The 22,333-nt window shown below is 69.5% G+C and carries 17 protein-coding genes; 10 read left to right on the top strand and 7 right to left on the bottom strand.

Annotated elements, in window-relative coordinates:
- Positions 1 to 103 precede the first annotated feature (103 nt).
- A complete protein-coding gene (locus WC326_14595; protein MFA7332296.1) occupies positions 104 to 2,389 on the bottom strand; it encodes an alpha-amylase family glycosyl hydrolase in 2,286 nt (761 codons plus the stop codon).
- 303 nt (positions 2,390 to 2,692) lie between these two features.
- On the opposite strand from WC326_14595, the gene nuoE reads away from it, so the two are divergent.
- From nuoE to nifJ, 10 genes are all read left to right on the top strand, one after another.
- Positions 2,693 to 3,193, top strand: coding sequence for an NADH-quinone oxidoreductase subunit NuoE (gene nuoE / locus WC326_14600; protein MFA7332297.1), 501 nt, complete (start codon positions 2,693 to 2,695; stop codon positions 3,191 to 3,193).
- Positions 3,190 to 5,118 (top strand): NADH-ubiquinone oxidoreductase-F iron-sulfur binding region domain-containing protein, encoded by a 1,929-nt coding sequence (locus tag WC326_14605; protein ID MFA7332298.1) that lies wholly within the window; start codon positions 3,190 to 3,192, stop codon positions 5,116 to 5,118. The genes nuoE and WC326_14605 overlap by 4 nt, the downstream gene beginning before the upstream one ends.
- Positions 5,119 to 5,125: 7 nt before the next feature.
- Positions 5,126 to 6,871, top strand: a complete 1,746-nt coding sequence (locus WC326_14610) for a [FeFe] hydrogenase, group A (GenBank protein MFA7332299.1) — start codon at positions 5,126 to 5,128, stop codon at positions 6,869 to 6,871.
- Between the two features lie 25 nt (positions 6,872 to 6,896).
- Positions 6,897 to 9,023 carry a [Fe-Fe] hydrogenase large subunit C-terminal domain-containing protein gene (locus WC326_14615; GenBank protein MFA7332300.1) on the top strand — a complete coding sequence of 709 codons (2,127 nt, stop codon included), beginning with the start codon at positions 6,897 to 6,899 and terminating at the stop codon, positions 9,021 to 9,023.
- Positions 9,023 to 9,436, top strand: a complete 414-nt coding sequence (locus WC326_14620; protein MFA7332301.1) for a response regulator — start codon at positions 9,023 to 9,025, stop codon at positions 9,434 to 9,436. The genes WC326_14615 and WC326_14620 overlap by 1 nt, the downstream gene beginning before the upstream one ends.
- Before the next feature lie 319 nt (positions 9,437 to 9,755).
- On the top strand, positions 9,756 to 10,883 hold the full coding sequence (locus tag WC326_14625) for an ATP-binding protein (protein MFA7332302.1): 1,128 nt from the start codon (positions 9,756 to 9,758) through the stop codon (positions 10,881 to 10,883).
- A gap of 601 nt (positions 10,884 to 11,484) precedes the next feature.
- Positions 11,485 to 13,011 carry an aromatic amino acid ammonia-lyase gene (locus WC326_14630; GenBank protein MFA7332303.1) on the top strand — a complete coding sequence of 509 codons (1,527 nt, stop codon included), beginning with the start codon at positions 11,485 to 11,487 and terminating at the stop codon, positions 13,009 to 13,011.
- Positions 13,012 to 13,417: 406 nt separating this feature from the next.
- On the top strand, positions 13,418 to 13,627 hold the full coding sequence (locus WC326_14635) for a type II toxin-antitoxin system RelE/ParE family toxin (protein MFA7332304.1): 210 nt from the start codon (positions 13,418 to 13,420) through the stop codon (positions 13,625 to 13,627).
- 11 nt (positions 13,628 to 13,638) lie between these two features.
- Entirely contained in the window at positions 13,639 to 13,920 is a 282-nt protein-coding gene (locus WC326_14640) for a HigA family addiction module antitoxin (GenBank protein ID MFA7332305.1), read from the top strand.
- Positions 13,921 to 14,141: 221 nt separating this feature from the next.
- Entirely contained in the window at positions 14,142 to 17,693 is a 3,552-nt protein-coding gene (gene nifJ / locus WC326_14645) for a pyruvate:ferredoxin (flavodoxin) oxidoreductase (protein ID MFA7332306.1), read from the top strand.
- Positions 17,694 to 17,853: 160 nt separating this feature from the next.
- Here the strand turns inward: nifJ and WC326_14650 are convergent, their stop codons facing one another.
- The 6 genes from WC326_14650 to WC326_14675 form a co-directional block, all read right to left on the bottom strand.
- A complete protein-coding gene (locus WC326_14650; protein MFA7332307.1) occupies positions 17,854 to 18,420 on the bottom strand; it encodes an MgtC/SapB family protein in 567 nt (188 codons plus the stop codon).
- Between the two features lie 117 nt (positions 18,421 to 18,537).
- Positions 18,538 to 19,728, bottom strand: a complete 1,191-nt coding sequence (locus tag WC326_14655) for a FlgD immunoglobulin-like domain containing protein (GenBank protein MFA7332308.1) — start codon at positions 19,726 to 19,728, stop codon at positions 18,538 to 18,540.
- 57 nt (positions 19,729 to 19,785) lie between these two features.
- Entirely contained in the window at positions 19,786 to 20,790 is a 1,005-nt protein-coding gene (locus WC326_14660) for a hypothetical protein (protein ID MFA7332309.1), read from the bottom strand.
- A gap of 24 nt (positions 20,791 to 20,814) precedes the next feature.
- Positions 20,815 to 21,321 carry a hypothetical protein gene (locus WC326_14665; protein ID MFA7332310.1) on the bottom strand — a complete coding sequence of 169 codons (507 nt, stop codon included), beginning with the start codon at positions 21,319 to 21,321 and terminating at the stop codon, positions 20,815 to 20,817.
- On the bottom strand, positions 21,318 to 21,641 hold the full coding sequence (locus WC326_14670) for a hypothetical protein (GenBank protein MFA7332311.1): 324 nt from the start codon (positions 21,639 to 21,641) through the stop codon (positions 21,318 to 21,320). The genes WC326_14665 and WC326_14670 overlap by 4 nt, the downstream gene beginning before the upstream one ends.
- A complete protein-coding gene (locus WC326_14675) occupies positions 21,638 to 22,249 on the bottom strand; it encodes a sigma-70 family RNA polymerase sigma factor (protein MFA7332312.1) in 612 nt (203 codons plus the stop codon). The genes WC326_14670 and WC326_14675 overlap by 4 nt, the downstream gene beginning before the upstream one ends.
- Positions 22,250 to 22,333: the final 84 nt, after the last annotated feature.

Genomic DNA, 22,333 nt, shown 5'->3' on the forward strand with positions numbered 1-22,333 from the left:
AATCCACCGGGTGGACGGACTGCTGGGATTTGAACAGTTCTGGCGGCGGCTTGAACAGCCGGGGCCGGGCCTGCGGGTCGCGGTCGCGGGTCGGGCCGCGCGGCTACAGCGGCAGGATCCGGCCCTCCCAGGGCTTCAGTTCCAGCGTGCGCGAGCCCAATCCCAGGGGCAGCCGGAGCTCCGCCCGCTGCGGCCGGCCGCTCTTGTTCAGGGCCACCAGGCTGCGGCTGGGCCGGCCCTGCTCGTCCTCCGCGCTGCGCAGGAAGACCAGCACGTCGTGCCCGGCGTGGACGATCTCCAGATCGCCGCGCCGCAGCTCGGGCCGCGTCCGGCGCACGCGCACCAGCTCGGCCGTGAGCTCCAGCTGGCGGCGCTCGAGCTCGCTCAGCTGCGCGCCGAAGCGCATCATCCGCCGGTTGTCCGGATCCTCCGCCCCGGCCAGGGCGATCTCGTCGCCGTAGTAGAGGAAGGGCACGCCGGGCAGCCCCAGCAGCCAGGTGAGGAAGAGGCGAGTCTTGTCGTAGGTGCGCGGATCGTCATTCTCGGGCGGCTTCGTCCAGCCGATCTCCTGGCCGTTGGCGCCGGAGAGGGGCAGGTCGCCCTCCGCCAGGCTGGGCCAGCGTGCCTTGTCGTGGCTGTCCATCAGATTGCCCATCAAACTGTTGGCCCCGTAGTTGGCCAGGTTCAGCTCGAGGATCCGCGCCAATTCCTCGAAGGAGCGGGTGGAGTCCAGGAAGACCTCGCGCGCCGGATGGAAGAGGTTGAAGTTGAACTGGGCGTCCAGGGCGTCCGGGCCCACGTAGGACTGGATCAACTCGTCGGAGCCGAAGGTCTCGCCGATCTGGTAGAAGGGCTTGTCGGGCACGCCGGCCTTCATCCAGCGCGTCAAGCCCTCCCAGAGTTCCCGCGGCACGTGCTTGACGGCGTCGTGGCGGAAGCCGTCCAGGCCGTAGCCGTCCACCCACTTGAGGGCCACCTCGCACATGGCGTCCACGGCCTCGGGGTGGGCGCCATAGTCGATGTCGGGCATGTAGGGCTCGAACCAGGTGGTGAGCCGCTGCTCGTCCCAGATGCGCAGGTTGCGCCGCCCGTCGGGCAGCAGCAGCGAGCCGAACCAGTCCGGATGCTCCGTGACCCAGGGATGCTCCTGATGCACGTGGTTGGCCACCAGATCCAGCAGCACGCGCATGTCCTGGGCGTGCGCGCGGTCCACCACCTGGCGGAAGAGCAGGCTGTCTCCGAAGCGCGGCTCGATGCGGGTGGGATGGACAGGCCAGTAGCCATGGTAGCCCGTGTACCAGCGGTGGGGCTCCGGGTATTCCTGCCAGGCCTGGTCCGTGCTCTCGTTCAAAGGGTAGATCCAGAGCGCGTTGACGCCCAGCCGGCGGAAGTAGCCCTCGTCCAGGCAGGCCAGGATGCCCGCCAGGTCGCCGCCCTGCCAGTTGGCCGGTCCCAGCAGGTCGGGATGGCGGACGGGCGCGTCGTTGGCCGGATCGCCGTTGCGGAAGCGGTCGGGCATCAGGGCGTAGACCACGGCGTCCTGCCAGACGAAGGCCGAATCCAGGAAGACCGTCTGCAGGGTGGAACGGCGCGTGCCGCGGCTCACGGCGAAGCGCAGGCGGTCGGGACCCAGGGTCGGACCCGCCCCCAGGCGCACGCGCAGGGTGTCCCCGGCGCGGCTGACCGCCGTTTCCGCCAGGGCCTGGTTGCCGTGCAGGCCGGCCCAGCTCCAGTCGGCGCCCAGGCCCTCGGCCAGGAAGGAGACCACGCGCCCCTCGCCCTGGCGCGTCCAGCCCAGCCGGCGCAGGCGCGGCGGCGCGCCGCCCTCGTCCTGCAGCACCCGGCGCGAGTTCCAGCTGCCGAAGCCGTTGGGGATGCTGTCCGGGTTGGCCGGGTCGCGCAGGTAGCGCTCGCCCACCTTCAGCAGATAGATCAATTCGCCGGGGGCGGCCAGCAAATCCAGCTGGTAGCGGCCCGGGGCGACTTCGGTCAGGGGGTGGCTGGCGCCGTTCCAGTCGTTGAAATTGCCCGCCGCGCTCACGGCCTGGCCCGGCTCGCCCTGCCAGGCCAGCTTGACGGGCACGCCGTCCCGGGTCCGCACCAGCAACGCGCCGTGGTTGGTCTCCACCACGCGCCAGGGCAGGGCCTCCCGGGCGGTCAATTCCAGGTGGCCGGGGGGGGCGGAGACCAGCAGGCCGGGAGGCGGCGTGCGCACCAGCCAGGGATACTGGGTGCTGAGACCCAGCTGGGGGCCCGCGAGGCGCAGCACCTGGCCGGGGGTCAGGCTGAGCACGGGGGTCAGGTCCTCGGCGGCCCGGGCGGAGGTCAGGGCCAGGCCCAGTCCGCAGGCGACACAGAGTGCCAGGGTGAGGCGACGCGGCGCTTCCATGGATCCTCCCGAATTGTGGTCCGGCACGGACGCCCAGAATGTAGGAAAGCCCACGCCCCGGGTCGCGCCGTCGGCCAGAGCTTCCCGGGCGTGAAGTTCGGTGTCGCTGTGGTCGATAATGTAGTAGACGTGAACTCAACACGTCAAAAATTAAACAGATGAACCATGGGTCAGGAGAAAGAAGTTCGTTTGAATCAAGGTGATCGCACTCAAGGAGCCTCGGCCAGCGGGAAGAGTCGGAGAGAGACTTGACATCGAATCGTTAAAGAAGTAACATATCCAGCGTCAGTGAAGGAGGCGCACATGTCCATCGAACAGGTCCTGGCCCGCCATCCCGGCCCGAGCCGTGATCACCTGATCCCCCTGCTGCAGGAATTGCAGGAGGAACTGGGATTCCTCTCCCGCCCGGCCATCCGCCAGGTGGCGGAGCATCTGGGGCTGCCCGCCAGCAAGGTCTGGGGCGTGGCCACCTTCTACAACCAGTTCCGCTTCCAGCCGCGCGGGCGCTTTCCCATCGCGGTCTGCCGCGGCACGGCCTGCCACGTGAAGGGCTCGGCCGCCGTGCTGGCCGCCCTGCAGCGCGAACTGAAAATCGAACCCGGCGCCACCACCCGGGACGGCCTGTTCAGCCTGGAGGTGGTGGCCTGCATCGGGGCTTGCGGGCTGGCGCCGGTCATCGCCGTGGGCGACGACTACCACGCCGGCGTGACGCCCCAGCAGGTGGGGCGGATCCTGGCGGACTGCCGGCGCCGCGCCGCGGAGGACGCCCCGGCGGAGGCAGTGGTCGAGGAGGCGGTGGCATGAACGAGCGCGTGGGTCTTCTGCTGGTGCAGGAAGCGCTGCACGGCCAGCGCGGCGGCATCGAACTCAAGGAGTGGGGCCGCCGCCATCGGCGCGAGGACGTGGGCCGGCCCACATTAATCATCGGCGCGGGCACCTGCGGTCTCTCCGCCGGGGCGGACAAACTGCTGGCCCGCCTGCGCGCGGCCTGTCCCCCCGCCGGGATCGAACTGGTGGAGGTGGGCTGCATCGGCCTGTGCTCCGACGAGCCCCTGGTGGACGTGCAGCTGCCCGGCCGCACGCGCGTGGCCTTCCGCAAGGTGCGCGCCGCCGACCTGGACGCCCTGCTGGCCTTCGCCGCCGGGGGCGCTCTGCCGCGGGAGAATCCCAGCCCGGTCTTCCAGTTCCGCGGTGAGGGCCAGACGGCCTGGGACGGCGTGCCCTTCATCGATCAACATCCTTTCTTCGCCCCGCAGACCCGCTGGGTCCTGACGGACTGCGGTCTGGTGAATCCCGACAGCCTGGAGGAGGCCGTGGCGCGCGGCGCCTGGACGGCCTACGCCCGCCTGCTCCGCGAAGGCACTCCCGAGCGCGTGGTGGAGGACGTGGAGCGCGCCGGGCTGCGCGGCCGGGGCGGGGGCGGCTTCCCCACCGGCCGCAAGTGGCGCTTCGCGCGCCAGAACGAGGGTCCGCGCACGGTGATCTGCAACGCCGACGAGGGCGATCCCGGGGCCTTCATGGACCGGGCCGTGATCGAGGGCGACCCGCACCGCGTGCTGGAGGGCATCGCCATCTCGGCCTTCGCCATCGAGGCGGAAGAGGCCTGGATCTACATCCGTGCCGAGTATCCGCTGGCCATCCGCCGGCTGGAGCGCGCCATCACCCAGGCCCGGGACTGCGGCCTGCTGGGGGCGGACATCCTGGGCAGCGGCCGCCGGCTCGAGGTGAAGATCAAGAAGGGCGCCGGCGCCTTCGTCTGCGGCGAGGAGACCGCGCTGATCCACTCCATCGAGGGCAAGCGCGGCATGCCGCGCCCGCGTCCGCCCTACCCGGTCACCCGCGGCCTGTTCGGCCGGCCCACGGTGATCAACAACGTGGAGACCATGGCCAACCTGCCCGGCCTGTTCCGGATGGGCCCCGAGGCCTTCGCCGCGCTGGGCACGGCGGGCAGCAAGGGCACCAAGGTTTTCGCCCTCTCCGGGCAGATCAACCGCACGGGCCTGGTGGAAGTGGCCATGGGCGAACCCCTGCGCCGCATCGTCGAGGAGATCGGCGGCGGCGTGCCGGAGGGCCACACATTCAAGGCCGTGCAGATCGGCGGCCCCTCCGGCGGCTGCCTGCCCGGCCCGCAGCTGGACATCCCCGTGGACTACGAGTCCCTCAAGACCGTGGGCGCCATGGTGGGCTCCGGCGGCCTGGTGGTGATGGACGAGCGCGCCTGCATGGTGGACGTGGCGCGCTACTTCATGGACTTCATCCAGCGCGAGAGCTGCGGCAAGTGCATCCCCTGCCGGGAAGGCACGCGCCAGATGCTGGCCATCCTGGACAGCCTGGGCCGCGGCCGGCGCCGGGAAGAGCCCGCCGGGGCGCTGGAGCGCTTCCAGGGCCTGATCAGCCTCGAGCGGCTGGCCCGCGTGATCCAGGACTCCAGCCTCTGCGGGCTGGGCCAGTCCGCGCCCAACCCCGTGCTCAGCACCCTGCACTGGTTCCGCGCGGAGTACGAGGCCCACGTCTACGACCGCCGCTGTCCGGCCAAGGTCTGCCCGGACCTCCTGCTCTACGAGATCGAGGAGGACCTCTGCAACGGCTGCACGGTCTGTGCGCGCAAGTGCCCGGCGGAGGCCATCGTGGGCAGCCGCAAGTCGCCCCACCACATCATCGCCGAGAAGTGCACGGGCTGCGGGTCCTGCCTGACCGCCTGCCCGTCCGGCGCCATCAAGGTCTCGTGAGGTTGCCATGCAAGTGACCATCAACAACCGGCCGGCGGAGGCCCGCGAGGGCGAAACCATCCTCGAGCTGGCGCGCCGCGAGGGCCACGCCATTCCCACCCTCTGCCACATGAAGGGCTTGCTGCCCTCCGGCGCCTGCCGGGTCTGCGTGGTGGAGGTGGAGGGCCAGAAGGGCCTGCTGCCCGCCTGCTCGCACCCGGTGCAGGACGGGATGGTGATCCAGACCCACTCCACCCGAGCCGTGGAGACGCGCAAGACCCTGGTGGAACTGCTGCTGGCCAACCACCCGGACGACTGCCTGTACTGCGTGCGCAGCAGCAAGTGCGAGCTGCAGGACCTGGCCCAGTCCTACGGCGTGCGGCGCCGTCGCTGGCCCGCCGGCCTGCGCCACCACAGCCTGGACGTCTCCAGTCCGGCCCTGGTGCGGGACCCCGACAAGTGCATCCTGTGCGGCAAGTGCGTGCGGGCCTGCGAGGAAGTGATGGGCGTCTCGGCCATCGACTTCACCCACCGCGGCAGCCGGACCGTGATCGCCCCGGCCTACGGCGGCGATCTGAACCGTTCCACGTGCATCGGCTGCGGCCAGTGCATCGTGGTCTGCCCCACGGGCGCCCTGCGCGAGCGCAGCCAGCTGGACCGGGTCAGCGCGGCGCTGGCGGATCCGGAGCTCACCGTGGTGATCCAGCACGCCCCGGCGGTCTCGGTCTCCATCGCCGAGGAGCTGGACCTGCCCGGCGGCCAGGATTTCAATCCGCAGCTGGTGGCCGCCCTGCGCCTGCTGGGCTTCGAGTACGTCTTCGACACGGGCTTCTCCGCCGATCTGACCATCATGGAGGAGGCCGCCGAGCTGGTGCGCCGCCTCCGGCAGGGCGGGCCGCTGCCCATGTTCACCAGCTGCTCGCCGGGCTGGGTGCGCTGGGTGGAGCAGGCACGTCCCGAGCTGCTGCCCAACCTCTCCACCTGCAAGAGCCCCCAGCAGATGATGGGCGCAGTGATCAAATCCTGGTTCGCCCAGACCAAAAAACTGGACCCGGCGAAGATCTTCAGCGTCAGCGTGATGCCCTGCACGGCCAAGAAGGCCGAGGCCGGCCGTCCGGAACACGCCCGGGAGGGCCGGGCGGACGTGGACGCCGTGCTCACCGTGCGCGAGCTGGCGCGGCTGATCCAGCAGCGCGGCATCCGCATCCAGGAGCTGAAACCCGAGCACGCCGACCTGCCCCTGGGCATGCGCTCCACGGCGGGCAAGCTCTTCGGCGGCACGGGCGGCGTGATGGAGGCGGCCCTGCGCACGGCCTGGTTCCTGCTCACGGGCGAGGATCCGCCGCCCCTGCGCGTGGCGGCCCTGCACGGCCTGGAAGGCGTGAAGTTCGCCTCCATCGAGGCGGGGGGCGTCAAGCTCCAGGTGGCCGTGGCCAACGGACTGCGGCACGCCCAGGCCCTCTTGGGCGAGATCGCCGCCGGCAAGCACCCCGAGCTGCAGTTCGTGGAGGTGATGACCTGCCCGGGCGGCTGCGTGGGCGGCGGCGGGCAGCCCATCCACAAGGACGGCGAGCACGCGCTGGAGCGCCGGCAGGAGCGGCTCAAGGCCCTGCACCGCATCGACGACGAAGGCATGCTGCGCCGCAGCCACCGCAACTGGGCCGTGAACGAGCTGTACCGCGAGTTCCTGGGCGAGCCGCTCTCGGAGAAGAGCCACGAGCTGCTGCACGTGCACCGTGCGCCCCTCCTGGACGAAGAGGACGCCCTGGCGTGAGCACGCCGTCAACCCCGGAGGAGTCGTGAGCCCCACCACGCGGGCCCTCATCCGCACCATCCCCGAGCGCTGCCGCACGTGCTACACGTGCGTGCGCGAGTGCCCGGCCAAGGCCATCCGCATCATGCGCGGCCAGGCCGAGGTGCTGCCCGAGCGCTGTGTGGGCTGCGGCAACTGCGTGCTGGTCTGCCGCCAGCAGGCCAAGCAGATCGCCGGCAGTCTGGGGGCCGTGCGCGACCTGCTGGCCTCGGGCGAGCCCGTCGGCCTGCTGATGGCGCCCAGCTTCCCGGCGGAGTTCGGCAGCGAGCACAGCGGCCGCCTGCTGGCCCGCCTGCGCCGGCTGGGCTTCGCGGGCATCTGGGAAGTGGCCTTCGGCGCCGACCTGGTGGCCCGGGCCTATCGCGAACTGCTGGAGGACCGGCCCGCGGAGCGCTGGATCGCCACCACCTGCCCGGCCATCGTCTTCTTCGTGGAGAAGTACCACCCGGACCTGGTGCCCGCGCTGGCGCCCATCGTCTCGCCCATGACCGCCATGGCCCGCGTGGTGCGGCGCCTGAACCCCGATCCCCGCCTGCACCTGGTCTTCGCCGGGCCCTGCGTGGCCAAGAAGGCCGAGGCCGCCCGGGAGGGCGAGGTGGAGGAGGTGCTGACCTTCCGCGAGCTGCGCGAGCTGCTGGAGGAGCAGGAGGGGCTGGCGGAGATGTCCCGCGGCTTGGAGGACGGGACCTCGGGCGTGAGCGAGAACGGCGAGTTCGACCCGCCGCTGAGCGGGCTGGGACGGCTCTTTCCCGTCAGCCGGGGCATGCTGCAGACCGCCGGCCTGCACGAGGACCTGCTGGACGGCACGGTGGTGGCCGTGGACGGCCGCCGGCACGCCGTGGAGGCCCTGCAAGAGTTCGAGAGCCACGCCCTGGACACGCGCCTGCTGGAGTGCTTGTCCTGCAACGGCTGCATCATGGGTGCGGGCATCAGCGCGGAGGCCCCGCTCTTCCGGCGCCGCGCGGCGGTGGGCCGGCACGCCCGGGAGCGCATGGCGGCCTTCGACCCCGAGACGCACCGCGTCGCCCTGGTGGCCAGCGCCGAGATCTCGCTGGAGCGCGGCTACCGGCGCGACGACCAGCGCCTGCCGCCGCCCTCGCCCGACGAGCTGAAGACCATCCTGGCCCGGCTGGGCAAGCGCCTGCCCCAGGACGAGCTGGACTGCGGCGCCTGCGGCTACGAGAGCTGCCAGGAGCACGCCGTGGCCATCCACCGCGGGCTGGCCGAGAGCGAGATGTGCCTGCCCTGGGTGATCGAGCGGCTGCGCCACTCGCTGAACGAGCTGGGGGAGACGGGCGAGCGGCTGGCCGTGACCCGCCAGGCGCTGGTGAACGCCGAAAAGCTGGCCAGCATGGGCCAGCTCTCCGCCGGCATCGCCCACGAGATCAACAACCCGCTGGGCGTGATCCTGCTCTACGGCCGGAGCATGCTGGACGAACTGGAGATCGCCTCCGGGCACGCGGATTCCCCGGGCGCACCCGCGGGCGGCGACGCGAGCGAGCGGGCCAGCCGGCGCGAGGATCTGGAGATGATCGTGGAACAGGCCGAGCGCTGCCGCAAGATCGTGGCCGGCCTGCTCAACTTCGCCCGCCGCAGCCGCGTGGTCCTGCAGGCCACGGATCTGGGCCAGTTGCTGCGCCACGCCTTCAAGGCCCTGCGCGTGCCGGAGCTGATCAGCCTGCAGATCGACACGGATTCCGCCCCGCAGGCCGAGGTGGATCCGGACCAGCTGGTGCAGGTGATCACCAACCTGGTGAACAACGCCGTAGAGGCCATGCCCGCCGGCGGCCGCCTGCAGGTGGGCGTCCGGGCCAAGGGCGACGAGGCCGTGCTCTGGGTGCGGGATTCGGGCACGGGGATTCCCGAGGCCCTGCTGGAGCGGATCTTCGAGCCCCTGTTCACGACCAAGCAGATCGGCAAGGGCACAGGCCTGGGCCTGGCCGTCACCTACGGCATCGTCAAGATGCACCGCGGCCGGATCGAGGTGGACACCAACACGGACGCGACCAAGGGGCCCGTCGGAACGGAGTTCCGGGTGATCCTGCCCTGCCGGCGCGGCGAGGACGGCGCGGGCTCCCTGGAGGGCCTGCGGCCTGAGAGCAAGGAGGAGTGATGGAACAACCCGCACCGTACCAGGGCCGGACGGCCCTGATCGTGGACGATGATCCGGACTGCCTGCTGCAGGTCCGGATCTACCTGGAGAAGATGGGTTTCAGCGTGATCGAGGGCGCGTCCCAGGCGGAGGGCGAGGGGCTGATCGCCCGCTCCCGACCCGACCTGGCCGTGTTCGACCTGATGCTCGAGCACCACGACTCGGGCTTCGTGCTGGCCCACCGGCTCAAGCAGGCGCATCCCACAACCCCGGTGATCCTGGTCACCGGCGTCTCCGCCGAGACGGGCTTCCGCTTCGCGGACACCAGCCCCGAGGAACGGGCCTGGATCAAGGCCGACGTGGTGCTGGACAAGGGCATCCGCTACGAGCAACTGCGCCGCGAGGTGGAGCGCCTGCTGCCTCTGCCCTCATGATGGGTGGTGGATTCTCACCACGGAGACACAGAGACACAGAGACACGATTGATGTGTCACAAGGGCTAGCCACCGAACCACGGGCCCCAGCGCGACGTACCGTGGAGCACGTGAGGTGAAGCGCGCAGCGCTGAACTAGAAAACGGGTGAAGCCGTCAGGCGAACCACCTACACGGCACCAGGAATCACACGGATCGGCCGTCTGTCCGACGGCGGCCGTGAGGCCGCCTAGTTACGGCCGCTGAAAAAGCGCGTCTTTGGCGCCACCTTTCTGCGCGCAAGCAGAAAGGTGGCAATCAAGGCCCCCGGCAGGAGATCGCATGATTGACGAGCTTCACGTCCTCATTGTCGATGACGAACCCGGCATGCGCGGCGGCGCCCAGCGCGCGCTGCGCCTTGCCCGTGCCGCGCTGCCCGAGGACGGCGGCGAGGTCGGCTTCGCCTGCGAGACCGCCGGCAGCGTGGGGGAGGCCCGCGCGCGGCTGGAGCAGGGCGGGGTGGACCTTCTGCTGCTGGATTACAAGCTGCCCGACGGCACCGGCCTGGACGTGCTGGAGTGGCTGAAGAGCCAGCCCCATCCGCCGCTCACGGTGATGATCACGGCCTACGCCTCGCTGGAGATGGCGGTCTCCACCACCAAGAGCGGGGCCTGGGATTTCCTGGCCAAGCCCTTCACGCCCGAGGAGCTGCGCGCCGTGGCCCAGAAAGCCGCCCAGCGCATCCTGCTGGAGCGCCGCGCGCGCGAGCTGGCCGAGGAGAAGCGCCGGGTGCGCTTCCAGTTCATCAGCGTGCTGGCCCACGAGCTGAAGGCGCCGCTGGCCGTGCTGGAGAGCTACCTGGACCTGATCCAGCGCCGCACCATGGGCCCCGAGCTGGCCACCTACGATCCCTTCCTGGGGCGCAGCCTGGAGCGCATCCACGGCATGCGCAAGCTGATCTTCGATCTGCTGGACCTGACCCGGATCGAGAGCGGCCAGAAGCAGCGCGACCTGCAGCCCACCGACCTGGCGGTGCTGGCCCGGGGCGCGCTGGAAGCCGTCAAGCCCCAGGCCGACGAGCGCGGAATCACGTTGACTTTGGAAGGGCCGGAGAGCCTGCCGCTGACGGCGGACACGGGCGAGCTGGAGATCCTCTTCAACAACCTGCTCTCCAACGCGGTCAAGTACAACCGCGAGGGCGGCAGCGTGGCGCTGCGACTCTTCGAAGAGGGCCCCGTGCTGCGCATCGAGGTCCAGGACACGGGCATCGGCATGAGCGAAGCGGAGGTGGGACGCCTGTTCGGCGAGTTCGTGCGGATCAAGAACGAGCACACGCGCCACATCAGCGGCAGCGGGCTGGGCCTCTCCATCCTCAAGCGCCTCTGCGCGCTCTACTCCGGCGACGTGACGGTGACCAGCGCGGCGGGCGTGGGAAGCACCTTCACAGTGACGCTGGCGCGGGGGCTCTGAGCAGCCGCTGTGTCCGTCATCCCCCGGCTTGTCCGGGGGATCCCAGCCCCTCACCGGTTTTCCCGGCGAATGCCGGGGGCGGTGATTGCCACCTTTCTGCTTGCGCGCAGAAAGGTGGCGCCAAAGACGCGCTTTTTCTCACCCGCCAGAGTCAGCCCGCCTCCCGGCGGGCTTCCGCTGGCGGCAGCCCCTCATTCCTCGAGCCAGGTAGCTGGTTCGTCCTTCGGACTTCACCCAGTTTCTGGTTCAGGCCTGAAGGCCTTCACCTCACGTGATCCAATGAGCTCCGTGCCTCTGTGCCTCTGTGACTCTGTGGTGAAGAACCACAGGGTGATGTCTGAACTGCGACCTTCACCGCCCGTGACACAAATCGACTTCGAGCCTTCGGGCCTTCGTGCTCAAACAGATCTCGGGTAGTTCGAGGACCACCCCAGGTCAAGACCGATTCGGATTCCGTGCCTCTGCGGTGGAGATGCTCCGCTGTCCCAACCCCGCCCGTCGCCCAAGCTCCTGTCAAGCATCCAACAACTAGATTGCGCCCCGCGCGCGAGCGTTGGTCGGCGCGCCTCGACAGCCCCGATTCCAGCTAGGAGATTTCCCCATGTCCCTGATCATCGACGGCGGCCAGCTGAGCATCGAACTGGTGGAGCGCGTGGCCCGCTTGGGCGAGAGAGTGGAGCTGGCCCCGGCGGCCTGGGAGCGCATCCGCGCCTGCCGCGCCATGCTGGAGAAGAAGATCCTCGCCAAGGAGATCATGTACGGCGTCAACACGGGAATCGGCGAATTCTCCGAGGTGGTGCTGACGGACGAGCAGGTGCAGCAGTTCCAGCGCTACCTGATCTACAACCACAGCGCGGGCATCGGCACGCCCGTGCCCATCGAGCAGGTGCGCGGCGCCATGCTGGCGCGGATCAACGTCCACGCCCACGGCAACAGCGGCTGCCGGCCGGAGATCACGGACACGCTGCTCCAGATGCTCAACCGCGGCGTCACGCCCGTGGTCTGCAACAAGGGCAGCGTGGGCGCCTGCGGCGACCTGGCCCCCATGAGCCAGATCGCGCTGCTGCTGATGGGCGAGGGCGAGGCCTTCTACCAGGGCCAGCGCATGCCCGGCGCCCAGGCGCTGGAGAAGGCCGGCATTCCCATCCCCGGTCTGCAGGCCCGGGACGGTCTGGCGGCCATCAACGGCAGCAACCTGCTCACCGCCATGAGCGCGCTGACCCTGGTGGACTTCGACCGCCTGCTGCGCATGGCCGAGATCGCCGCCGCCATGAGCCTGGAGGCCCTGCTGGCCAACTTGAAACCCTACGACACGCGCCTGCACGAGCTGCGCGGCTTCCCCGGCGCCGTGCGTAGCGCGCGGGCCATCCGCGCCTGCCTGCAGGGCAGCGATCTGCTGACCGGCAAGGTCAAGACCAAGGTCCAGGACGCCTATTCCATGCGCTCCACGCCGCAGGTGGTGGGCGCGGCCCACGACGCCCTGCGCTGGGCGCGCCAGCAGGTGGAGATCGAGCTCAGCGGCGTGGGCGACAACCCGATCTTCCTGCCCGAGGAGAACCTGACCTTGACCGGCGCCAACTTCCAGGGCTCGCCCGTGGCCCTGCCCATGGACAGCGCCGGCGCGGCGCTGACCATGGTCAGCGTGCTGAGCGAGCGGCGCCTGAACCGCCTGCTCAACCCGGCGCTTAGCGTGGGCCTGCCGGCCTTCCTCACCAAGGGCGCGGGCATGTTCAGCGGCATGATGCTGAGCCAGTACACGGCGGACATGCTGATCGTCGAGCAGCGTATCCTCAGCGCGCCGGCCTGCGTGCAGTCCATCCCCGCCGCGGCGGACCAGGAGGACTTCGTCAGCATGGGCATGAACACGGCGCTGAAGAACCTGCAGATCCTCGAGAACGGGCGCGCCGTGGTCGGGATCGAATTCATGGCCGCGGCCCAGGCACTGGACTTCCGCGAGCACCAGCCCGGGGCCGGCGTGGCCAAGGCCCGCGAGGTGATCCGCCGCCAGGTGGAGCATCTGGAGATCGACCGCCCGCTCTACAAGGACCACAACACCATGGCCGCGCTGGTGGCCGAGGGTGCCATCCTGCGCGAGGTGGAGGCGGTGGTGGGCTCCCTGGCCGGCTGATCCTCGTCAGGAATCCTACCACAGGGACACAGAGACACAGAGTCAGAAGAGGGAGGGGCGGGATCCGGAACCTGCAGGCTTCCCGCCCCCGCCCAATTCTCAAATCAATCCGAGCCTCTGTGTCTCTGTGCCTCTGTGTTGAGATGTGAGAGGTGAAAGGTGAGTCGGGCGGATCGCGCTGAGCGTGGGGAGTGTGTCAACCATCCCAGACAAGCTCCCAACTGGCGGACCGCGGTGAGAGCCGAGCGCTTGAACGGCCGGAGAGTGACAGCCTGATTGCCGTGGAGCAGTCGGTTGGAGCTTGCCGACTGTAACCCAAAGCGTTACACTCTTCATGCCGATCCACCGATTTCGTCACAAAGGTCTGGAGCAGCTGTTCACCTCGGGATCTCCTCGTGGAGTGCCCGTGGCGCTGGTTCCCCGCCTGCGCTTGGTTCTGGCCCGATTGCAGGCGGCGCGAGAGCTCCGGGACCTGGACCTGCCCGGCCTGCGCCTTCATCGCTTGAAGGGGAACCGTGCGGATGTCTGGGCTGTGCGGATCAGTGGCAACTGGCGCTTGACCTTTCGGTTTGTGGACGGCGAACCTGCCGGCGTGGATTTGGAGGATTACCATTGAGTGCGAGCCGCATGCAGTGCCCGCCCCATCCGGGTGAGGTGTTGTGGGCCCTGTGCCTGGAGCCCTTGGGCCTGAGTGTAACCGAATCCGCAGCGGCCCTAGGAGTCAGCCGCAAGACCCTTTCCGCCATCCTCAACGGCCGGGCGGGAATCAGTCCCGAAATGGCCGTCCGACTCTCCCTGGCTTTCGATACCACGGCGGAGAGCTGGGTCCTCCAGCAGGCCCAGTATGACTTGTGGCGGGCTGAGCAGCACCGCAAGGAGTTCGTGGTGCGTCGGTTGGCGGCGGCCTGAGCGCTTGGCGACGCCTAACATCCGATCCTACTCAGCCCCAATTCCGCATGACCGACAAGCGCTTCCAAGAAAATCCCACCAGAGGCGGCCAAATCGGCTGTTAATCCTCTGACGTTTCCTTCCCCACTTCTTACATTGGTTCACTTTCTATGGATACCTCTCCTGAAGAGCCTGGCCAAGCCGTTGCCGGGCCGGGAGATGGAAAGAAACGAGGAGACGCCATGTCCAAGCGCATGGTCACCATCGACGGCAACGAAGCCGCCGCCTACGTGGCACACCGGACCAACGAGATCTGCGCCATCTATCCCATCACGCCCTCCTCCAACATGGGCGAGTGGGCCGACCAGTGGTCCAGCGAGCAGCGACCGAACATCTGGGGCACCGTGCCGCGGGTGGTGGAGCTCCAGAGCGAGGGCGGCGCTTCCGGCGCCTGCCACGGCGCGCTGCAGACCGGCGCCCTGACCACCACGTTCACGGCCTCCCAGGGCCTGCTGCTGATGATCCCCAACATGTACAAGATCGCCGGGGAGCTGACCAGCACGGTCTTCCACGTCAGCGCGCGCAGCATCGCGGCCCAGGCCCTCTCGATCTTCGGCGACCACAGCGACGTGATGGCCGTGCGCCAGACCGGTTGGGCCATGCTGGCCGCCGGCAGCGTGCAGGAAGTGATGGACATGGCGCTGTGCTCCCAGGCCGTCACCCTGAAGAGCCGCATCCCCGTGCTGCACTTCTTCGACGGCTTCCGCACCAGCCACGAGGTGGCCAAGATCGAGCTCATCGACGACGAGGTGATGCGCTCCATGCTGGACGACGAGTGGATCCTGGCCCACCGTGCCCGCGGCCTGAACCCGGACAACCCCGTCCTGCGCGGCACGGCCCAGAACCCCGACGTCTACTTCCAGGGCCGCGAGACGGTCAACCCCTTCTACAACGAGTTCCCGGGCCACCTGGCCGAGATCTTCGCCCGCTTCGCCCGGCTCACGGGCCGCAGCTACCTGCCCTACGAGTTCTACGGCGACGCCCAGGCCGAAGACGTGCTGGTGATCATGGGCTCGGGCCAGGGCGCCGTCAAGGAGGCCGTGGACCGGCTCAACCGCGAGGGCCGCAAGACCGGCCTGCTCTACGTGCGCATGTACCGGCCCTTCGGCGCCGAGCTGTTCCTCAAGGCCCTGCCGGCCTCGGTCAAGCGCCTGGTCGTGCTGGACCGCACCAAGGAGCCGGGTTGCGCGGGCGAGCCGCTCTACCAGGACGTGCTGACCGCCGTGCAGGAGGGGATCTCCGAGGGCTACGCGGCCTTCAGCGGGCTGCCCCGGGTGATCAGCGGCCGCTACGGCCTGTCCTCGAAGGAGTTCACGCCGGCCATGGTCAAGGCGGTCTTCGACAACCTGACCCTGCCCAAGCCCAAGAACCACTTCACCGTGGGCATCATCGACGACGTGTGTCACACCAGCCTGGAATGGGACAAGGACTGGAGCGCCGAGGACGAGGGCGTCTTCCGCGCCATGTTCTACGGCCTGGGCGCGGACGGCACCGTGGGCGCCAACAAGAACACCATCAAGATCATCGGCGAGGAGACGGACAACTTCGCCCAGGGCTACTTCGTCTACGACTCCAAGAAGTCGGGCTCGATGACCATCAGCCACCTGCGCTTCGGGCGGACGCCCATCCGCGGCAGCTACCTGGTGGACCGGGCCAACTTCATCGGCTGCCACCAGTTCTTCTTCCTTGAGAAGTACGACGTGCTGAAGACGGCGATGCCGGGCTCCACCTTCCTGCTCAACACGAGCTTCAGCCCTGAAGAGGTCTGGGAGCACCTGCCGCGCCACATCCAGAACCACTTGGTGGAGAAGAACATCCGCTTCTTCGTCACCGACGCCTACAAGGTGGCCGCGGCCACGGGCATGGGCCAGCGCATCAACACCGTGATGCAGACCTGTTTCTTCGCCATCAGCGGCGTGCTGCCGCGCGAAGAGGCCATCATGCGCATCAAGGAGACGGTGAAGAAGACCTACGGCCCCAAGGGCGACGCCGTGGTCCAGAAGAACTACGAGGCCATCGACGGCTCGCTGGCCGGCCTCCACGAGGTGAAGGTGCCGGCGGAGGTCAGCAGCCTGATCACCATGAGCCCGCCCGTGACGCCGGACGCCCCGGCCTTCGTGCAGGAGACCATCGCCAAGATCGTCGCCGGGATGGGCGACGAGGTCAAGGTGAGCGAGATGCCCGTGGACGGCACCTGGCCGCTCTCCAGCGCCCGCTACGAAAAGCGCAACATCGCGCTGGAGATCCCGGAGTGGGATCCCAGCTGCTGCATCCAGTGCGGCAAGTGCGCGCTAGCCTGCCCGCACGCCGCCATCCGCATCAAGGTCTACGATCCGGCCCTGCTGCAGGGCGCGCCGGCGACCTACAAGCACACGCCCGTCAAGGGCAAGGACTGGCCCGAGGGCACGGCCTACACCATCCAGGTGGCCCCCGAGGACTGCACGGGCTGCGAACTGTGCGTGGTCTACTGCCCGGCCAAAAACAAGTCCGACACCAGCCGCAAGGCCCTGAACATGATCTCCCAGCCCCCCGTGCGCAAGCAGGAGGCGGCCAACTGGGAGTTCTTCTTCCAGCTGCCCGAGGTGGACCGCAGCCAGGTCAAGGTGGACAGCATCAAGGGCAGCCAGCTGCTGCAGCCGCTCTTCGAGTTCAGCGGCGCCTGCTCGGGCTGCGGCGAGACGCCCTACGTCAAGCTGGTTAGCCAGCTCTTCGGCGACCGCATGCTGGTGGCCAACGCCACGGGCTGCTCGTCGATCTACGGCGGCAACCTGCCCACCACGCCCTGGAGCCGCGACAGCGCCGGGCGCGGTCCGGCCTGGAGCAACAGCCTGTTCGAGGACAACGCCGAATTCGGGTTCGGTTTCCGCCTGACGGTGGACAAGCAGGCCGAGTTCGCCCGCGAGCTGCTGGTGCGGCTGCGCGACGTGCTGGGCGCCGAATTGGTGACCTCCCTGTTGGAGGCCGTGCAGGACGACGAGGCGGGCATCGCGGCCCAGCGCGGTCGCGTGGAGGCCCTGCGGGCCAAGCTCGCCGGCCGCATGGATTGGGAGAGCCTGCATCTGGGAAGCCTGGCGGGCAACTTGGTGAAGCGCAGCGTCTGGATCATGGGCGGCGACGGCTGGGCCTACGACATCGGCTACGGCGGCCTGGACCACGTGCTGGCCTCGGGCGCCAACGTCAACGTGCTGGTGCTGGACACGGAAGTCTACTCCAACACCGGCGGCCAGAGCAGCAAGTCCACGCCCACGGGCGCGGTGGCCAAGTTCGCCGCGGGCGGCAAGGCCTCGGGCAAGAAGGATCTGGGCCTGATGGCCATGAGCTACGGCAACGTCTACGTGGCCCAGGTGGCGATGGGCTCCAAGGACCAGCACACCCTGCGGGCCCTGTTGGACGCCGAATCCTATCCCGGCCCCTCGCTGGTGATCGCCTACAGCCACTGCATCGCCCACGGCATCGCCATGGAGCGCGGGATGGAACAGCAGGATCTGGCCGTGAAGTCCGGTCACTGGCTGCTCTACCGCTACGATCCGCGCCGGGCCGAGGCCGGCGAGAACCCGCTCCTCTTGGACAGCAAGGACCCGAGCATTCCGCTGGAGGAGTACACCTACAGCGAGACGCGCTACCGCATGCTGGCCAAGGCCCAGCCGGCGCGCGCCAAGACGCTGCTGGAGCAGGGCAAGAGCGAGGTGGCCGAGCGCTGGGAACTCTACAAGCGCCTGGCCGGCCAGGCCTGAGTCTGCGATTGACCGAATTCGAGAAGCCCCGGCGCGAGTCGGGGCTTCTCGAAGAAGTCAGGTAAGACGGCTGACCATCGTACTGTCGTCGTTCCGACTCCATCGTCGAAATGCCAAGGGCGCCCGCAGGCGCCCTTGCTCGTATCAGCTGGGGGATTGATCAAACATCCGAGTTGCGACGGCCTGACGACTGCCCCTTGTTGCGGTTCAGGGCCTCTTCCCGCAACCGATCACGCACCTGCTCCGCCTCCTCGTGCTCCTGGACCGTGATCTTGTGATACACGGAGTGCACGCCGCGCCGGAACCAGGGGAAGTGCGACTCGAACATCTCCACGCCCACCAGCACGGCCACCTGGACGATGGCCATGGAAAAGGCCGCGCCGAAATAGCCCAAGCCGATCATCGAACCCACGGCGGCCAGCATCCAGATCACCGCCGCCGTTGTGACACCATAGACGATGCCCTCGCGGATCAGCATCACGCCGCCTCCCAGGAAGCCGATTCCCGTCACCACCTGGCCCAGCACGCGGGTGGGATCCGTGCCCGGACCGCCCAGTTGGTGGGACAGGAAGACGAAGATGGTCGTGCCCAGGCAGATCAGCACGCTGGTGCGGATGCCGGCCGGCTTGCCGCGCAGTTGGCGCTCCAGGCCCATGATGCCGCCCGTGGCCACGGACACGGCGACGGTCTTCCAGAACAACGGCAGGGTGATCAGTGAATCCAGCATGGTGGCCTCGCATTGGGGGCGCCAATATTGCATTGCCCCGGCGGACCTGTCAGACAAGCGAAGGACGGCCGCTCCTCCTGGAGCCGGCCGTCCCTCGCGGAGTGCAGACAGGAAGGTTCAGCGCAGCAGCGTCATGCGCCCGGTCTCCGTGTGGCCCTGCCACTCCAGCCGGTAGAGGTAGGTGCCGCTGGCGGCGGGACGTCCCGCGCCGGACTCCCCATTCCAGCTGACGCTGTGGACGCCCGCCTCCAGGCGTCCGCTCTGCAGTTCCCGCACCAGGGAACCGCTCAAATCGTAGACCGCCAGCCGAATGTCCCCGGCCGCGGGCAGGCTGAAGCGGATGGAAGTCTCCGGATTGAAGGGATTGGGCTGGTTGCCCTGCAGCAGCTGGAGACCTGCCGTGGCGACGGCGCGGTCGTTTCCGCTGCCGGCGGTGGTCGGGTCCACAGCCTGGGCCGCTGTCTCACACGGGCGTCGCCCGCGAAGACTGCGACCCCGCGGGCCGCAGCCCTGGCCCCGGCCCCGACCCGCGCCGGGTTCCAGGCCCCAGGACTGGAGCAGCTTGTCGTGTTCCGCGCGCCGCAGTTCGGGGTCGGCGTCCTGCTCGTCCAGGCGCTCCCTCAGGGCGCGGAGTTCCTTGCGCTGCGCCTTGGTCAGTTTGTCGTGGAACGCACCCGGTCCGCCGGGACCTTCCGGCCCGCAGGGTCCCCAGCCCCGGCCTGCACCGGGTTCCAGGCCCCATGACTGCAGCAGCTTGTCGTGTTCCGTGCGTCGCAGCTCGGGGTCGGCGTCCTGCTGGTCCAGGCTCTCCATCAGGGCGCGCAGTTCCGCGCGCTGGGCCTTGGTCAGCTGGTTGTGCATGGCCCCGGGTCCGCCGGGACCATCCGGTCCGCAGGGTCCCCGGCCCGCGCCGGGTTCCAGGCCCCAGGACTGGAGCAGCTTGTCGTGCTCCGAGCGCCGCAGCTCGGGGTCGGCGTCCTGCTGGTCCAGACGCTCCATCAGAGCGTGCAGCTCCGTGCGCTGGGCCTGGGTCAGCTGGTCGTGAAGCGCGCCGGGTCCACTCGGTCCCCGGCCCCGGCCCGGTCCGGCCATGGGCTCCAGGCCCCAAGACTGGAGCAACTTGTCGTGTTCCAGCCGGCAGGTCGCGCGGTCCGCGCCCTGGGCCTCCAGTTTGTCGCGCAGGGCGGCCAGCTCCTGGCGCTGCTGGGCGCTCAGGTCGCGGGGCGAGGTCACGGCCTGGGCCGCGGCCACTCCCAGGGCGGCCAGCAGCAGGGCCAGGCCCAGTCGGCGGACAGTGGTCGTGTTCATGAGATCCTCCTTGATGTCAGATGCCGGTCGGACGTAATCACCCGTCGGCCCATTCCCCTACTGCGTCAACTCAATGGTCAGCTTCACCGGCAGTCCGCTCAGCTGGAGTCGGTTGTTGGTGGATTCCGTCGGTCGCTGGCCTGGGCCACCGCCCGGCCGGCCTCCCATCCCACCGTTCGGACCGCCCTCCATTCCAGCACCCGGACCGCCCATGCCCTTGCCGGAACCTCCGCCGTCGCCGCCACCCGGACCACCGCCCCGGCCGCCCGGATGACCGCCAGCGCTGTCGCCGGGCGGGCCGCCGAAAGGTTGGCGCAGCGCCGCGCCGTCTGTGTCACGCCCGGCCGAGGGTTGCGCGGCCTCCTTGACGGCGGCCACTTCCAGCCGCAGCTGCCCGGGCTGGGCCTGAACCGCGGCCAGGCGCTCCAGCGGCAGCTCCAGTTCCAGGAACCAGCCGTCGGCCCGCTGGCACAGGACCGCCTGCGGTGAGGGTGGTGCGGAAAGCGGCAGTCGCCGTTCATCGCGGTAATCCTCTCCCTCCAGCACCCAGAGCCAGATGGCTTCCCGCAGGCCGGACTCCAGGCGCGAAGCCTGCTCCGGATCTGCCTGGGAACCCGTGCCCGGCCTCGGTCCCGGTCCGCTGCCAGGCCTCTCGCCCGGACCCGGTTTTGGTCGGCCTGCCCGTCCGTCCAGACCATCCATCCCGGCTGCCAGGGGGCGCGCGAGGCGCAGCACGCGCCGCCGTCCGCGCTCGTCCACGCGACCGATGCGCAGTTCCACACGGCCCTGTGCCAGGGCCCGGAACCACGCCGGATCGCGGCCTTCCAGCAGCAGGCTCAGGCGCTCCTCGTCGCACGCCGCCGCCAGGCCCAGCCGCTCGCCGGCCACCAGTCGCCGCGGGACGGAGTCCCAGTCCGCCAAGCCGCCGTCCGCCCGGGGGGCCGTCGCGGCGCGTGCGGCCGTCAGCTGGACACGGCAGGCCGTGGTGGACAGGGCGAGGGCCGTGACGGCCATGGCCAGGGCCAGACGCCGACCGGCGGCGCCCGATTCACGCAGATTCATGGGGATCTCCAGCTCGGTCGATGGTCAATCGATGTCGGGAGGCGGCGGGGGCGGCACGTCCAGGCTGTCGGAGCCGCCACGTGGACGTCTACCCGGGCCGCGGCCGTGGGGTCCGCGACCGTCCCGGCGCATGCCGGGCCCTCCCGGACCGAAGTCCGGCCGCAGGCCGAAGCCGCGGCGGGGCGGGCGGCCCAGATTCTCCTGCAGGCGCTTCCATTGGTCGGCGCGCAGGTGGGGCCTCAGCGACTGCAGCAGGCTGTCCATCTGCTCGCGGATCACCTGGCGATGGGTCTGGATGCGCTGGCTCACCTGGGTGGCCTGGGCGTCCAGCAGGCTGTCGAGTACGGCCCGCTGGGCATCGTCCAGATCCAGGGTCTCGTGCAGCATGTCCACCAGCATGGGCGGGTGCGACAGGGCGTTCAGGCGGGAGAAGCGCTGGGCAGCCAGCCGGCTGCCGATCAACAGGCCCAGTCCCAGGCCCAGCAACAGGGTGACGGCCAGGGCGGCCCAGCTGCGCACACGCGGGTTCATGACCAATCCTCCAGTTGCGAGAGGGCCAGGCTGTTGTCCAGGGTGGCGGCGGGCAGGCTCAGCAGGCGGTCCACCCAGTCACCTGCGCCGGCCGTGCTGCCCACATTCCAGGCGGCCATGGCCACCAGCAGCAGTCCGGCGGCGACGGCCACGCGCGGGAAGAGCCGGCAAGTCCAGAGGGCGACGAGCTCCGCCTCGGGCCGCCCGGGCCGGAGTTCCAGCCGGGACAGCACGCGCTGGGAGAAGCCCGGTGCGAAGGTGCCGTCGGCGCTGGCGCGCAGCAGCTCCTCCAGTCGGTCCGGAGCCTGGATGTTCTTCATGCGACCTTCTCCTTGCTCGCTGTCGGTCCCTCTTCGAGCAGGGGACCCAGATCCTCCCGCAGGGCCTTGAGGGCGCGGGACAGGCGGGACAGCACGGTCCCGAACGGAATGCCCAGGGTCTGGGCGGTCTCCTCGGTGCTGTAGCCGCGCAGGTGGCGCAGCACCACCACGGCCCGCCAGGAAGGCCGCAGGCGCCGCACGGCGCGCCGCACGATCCGCCCGCGCTCGCGCTCGTCCAGCAGGGCCTCGCCGTCCACCCGGGGTTCCCGGGGCCGCAGCTCGTCTTCTTCCAGACCCAGGAAGCGCTTGTGCCAGCGCTGCCGCGCCCGCAGCCGGTCCAGGCAGAGGTTGATGGCGATGCGCGTCAGCCAGGTGCCCAGCCGGGACTCGCCCCGGAACTGGGCCAGCGAGTGGTGCAGGCGGATGAAGACTTCCTGCCCCACATCGTCGGCGTCGGGACCTTCCCCCAGCATGCCTGTCACCACGGTCGCCACGCGGCTCTCGTAGGCTTCCACCAGCAGTCGAAAGGACTCGCTGTCGCCGTCCAGCGCAGCCTGGACCCAGTCCCGTTCCTGCTCTTCGCGGCTGGCGTCCCATTCGACCTGCATCGTTCCGTCCTGTTTGAAGGGCTGCCTGTCTGCCTCAGCGCGCGGCCCGGCGGCGCCGGCCACCCGCGGCCGGCGCTTCGTCAC

Source organism: Candidatus Delongbacteria bacterium (assembly GCA_041675285.1).
GTDB lineage: Bacteria > CAIWAD01 > CAIWAD01 > CAIWAD01 > CAIWAD01 > CAIWAD01.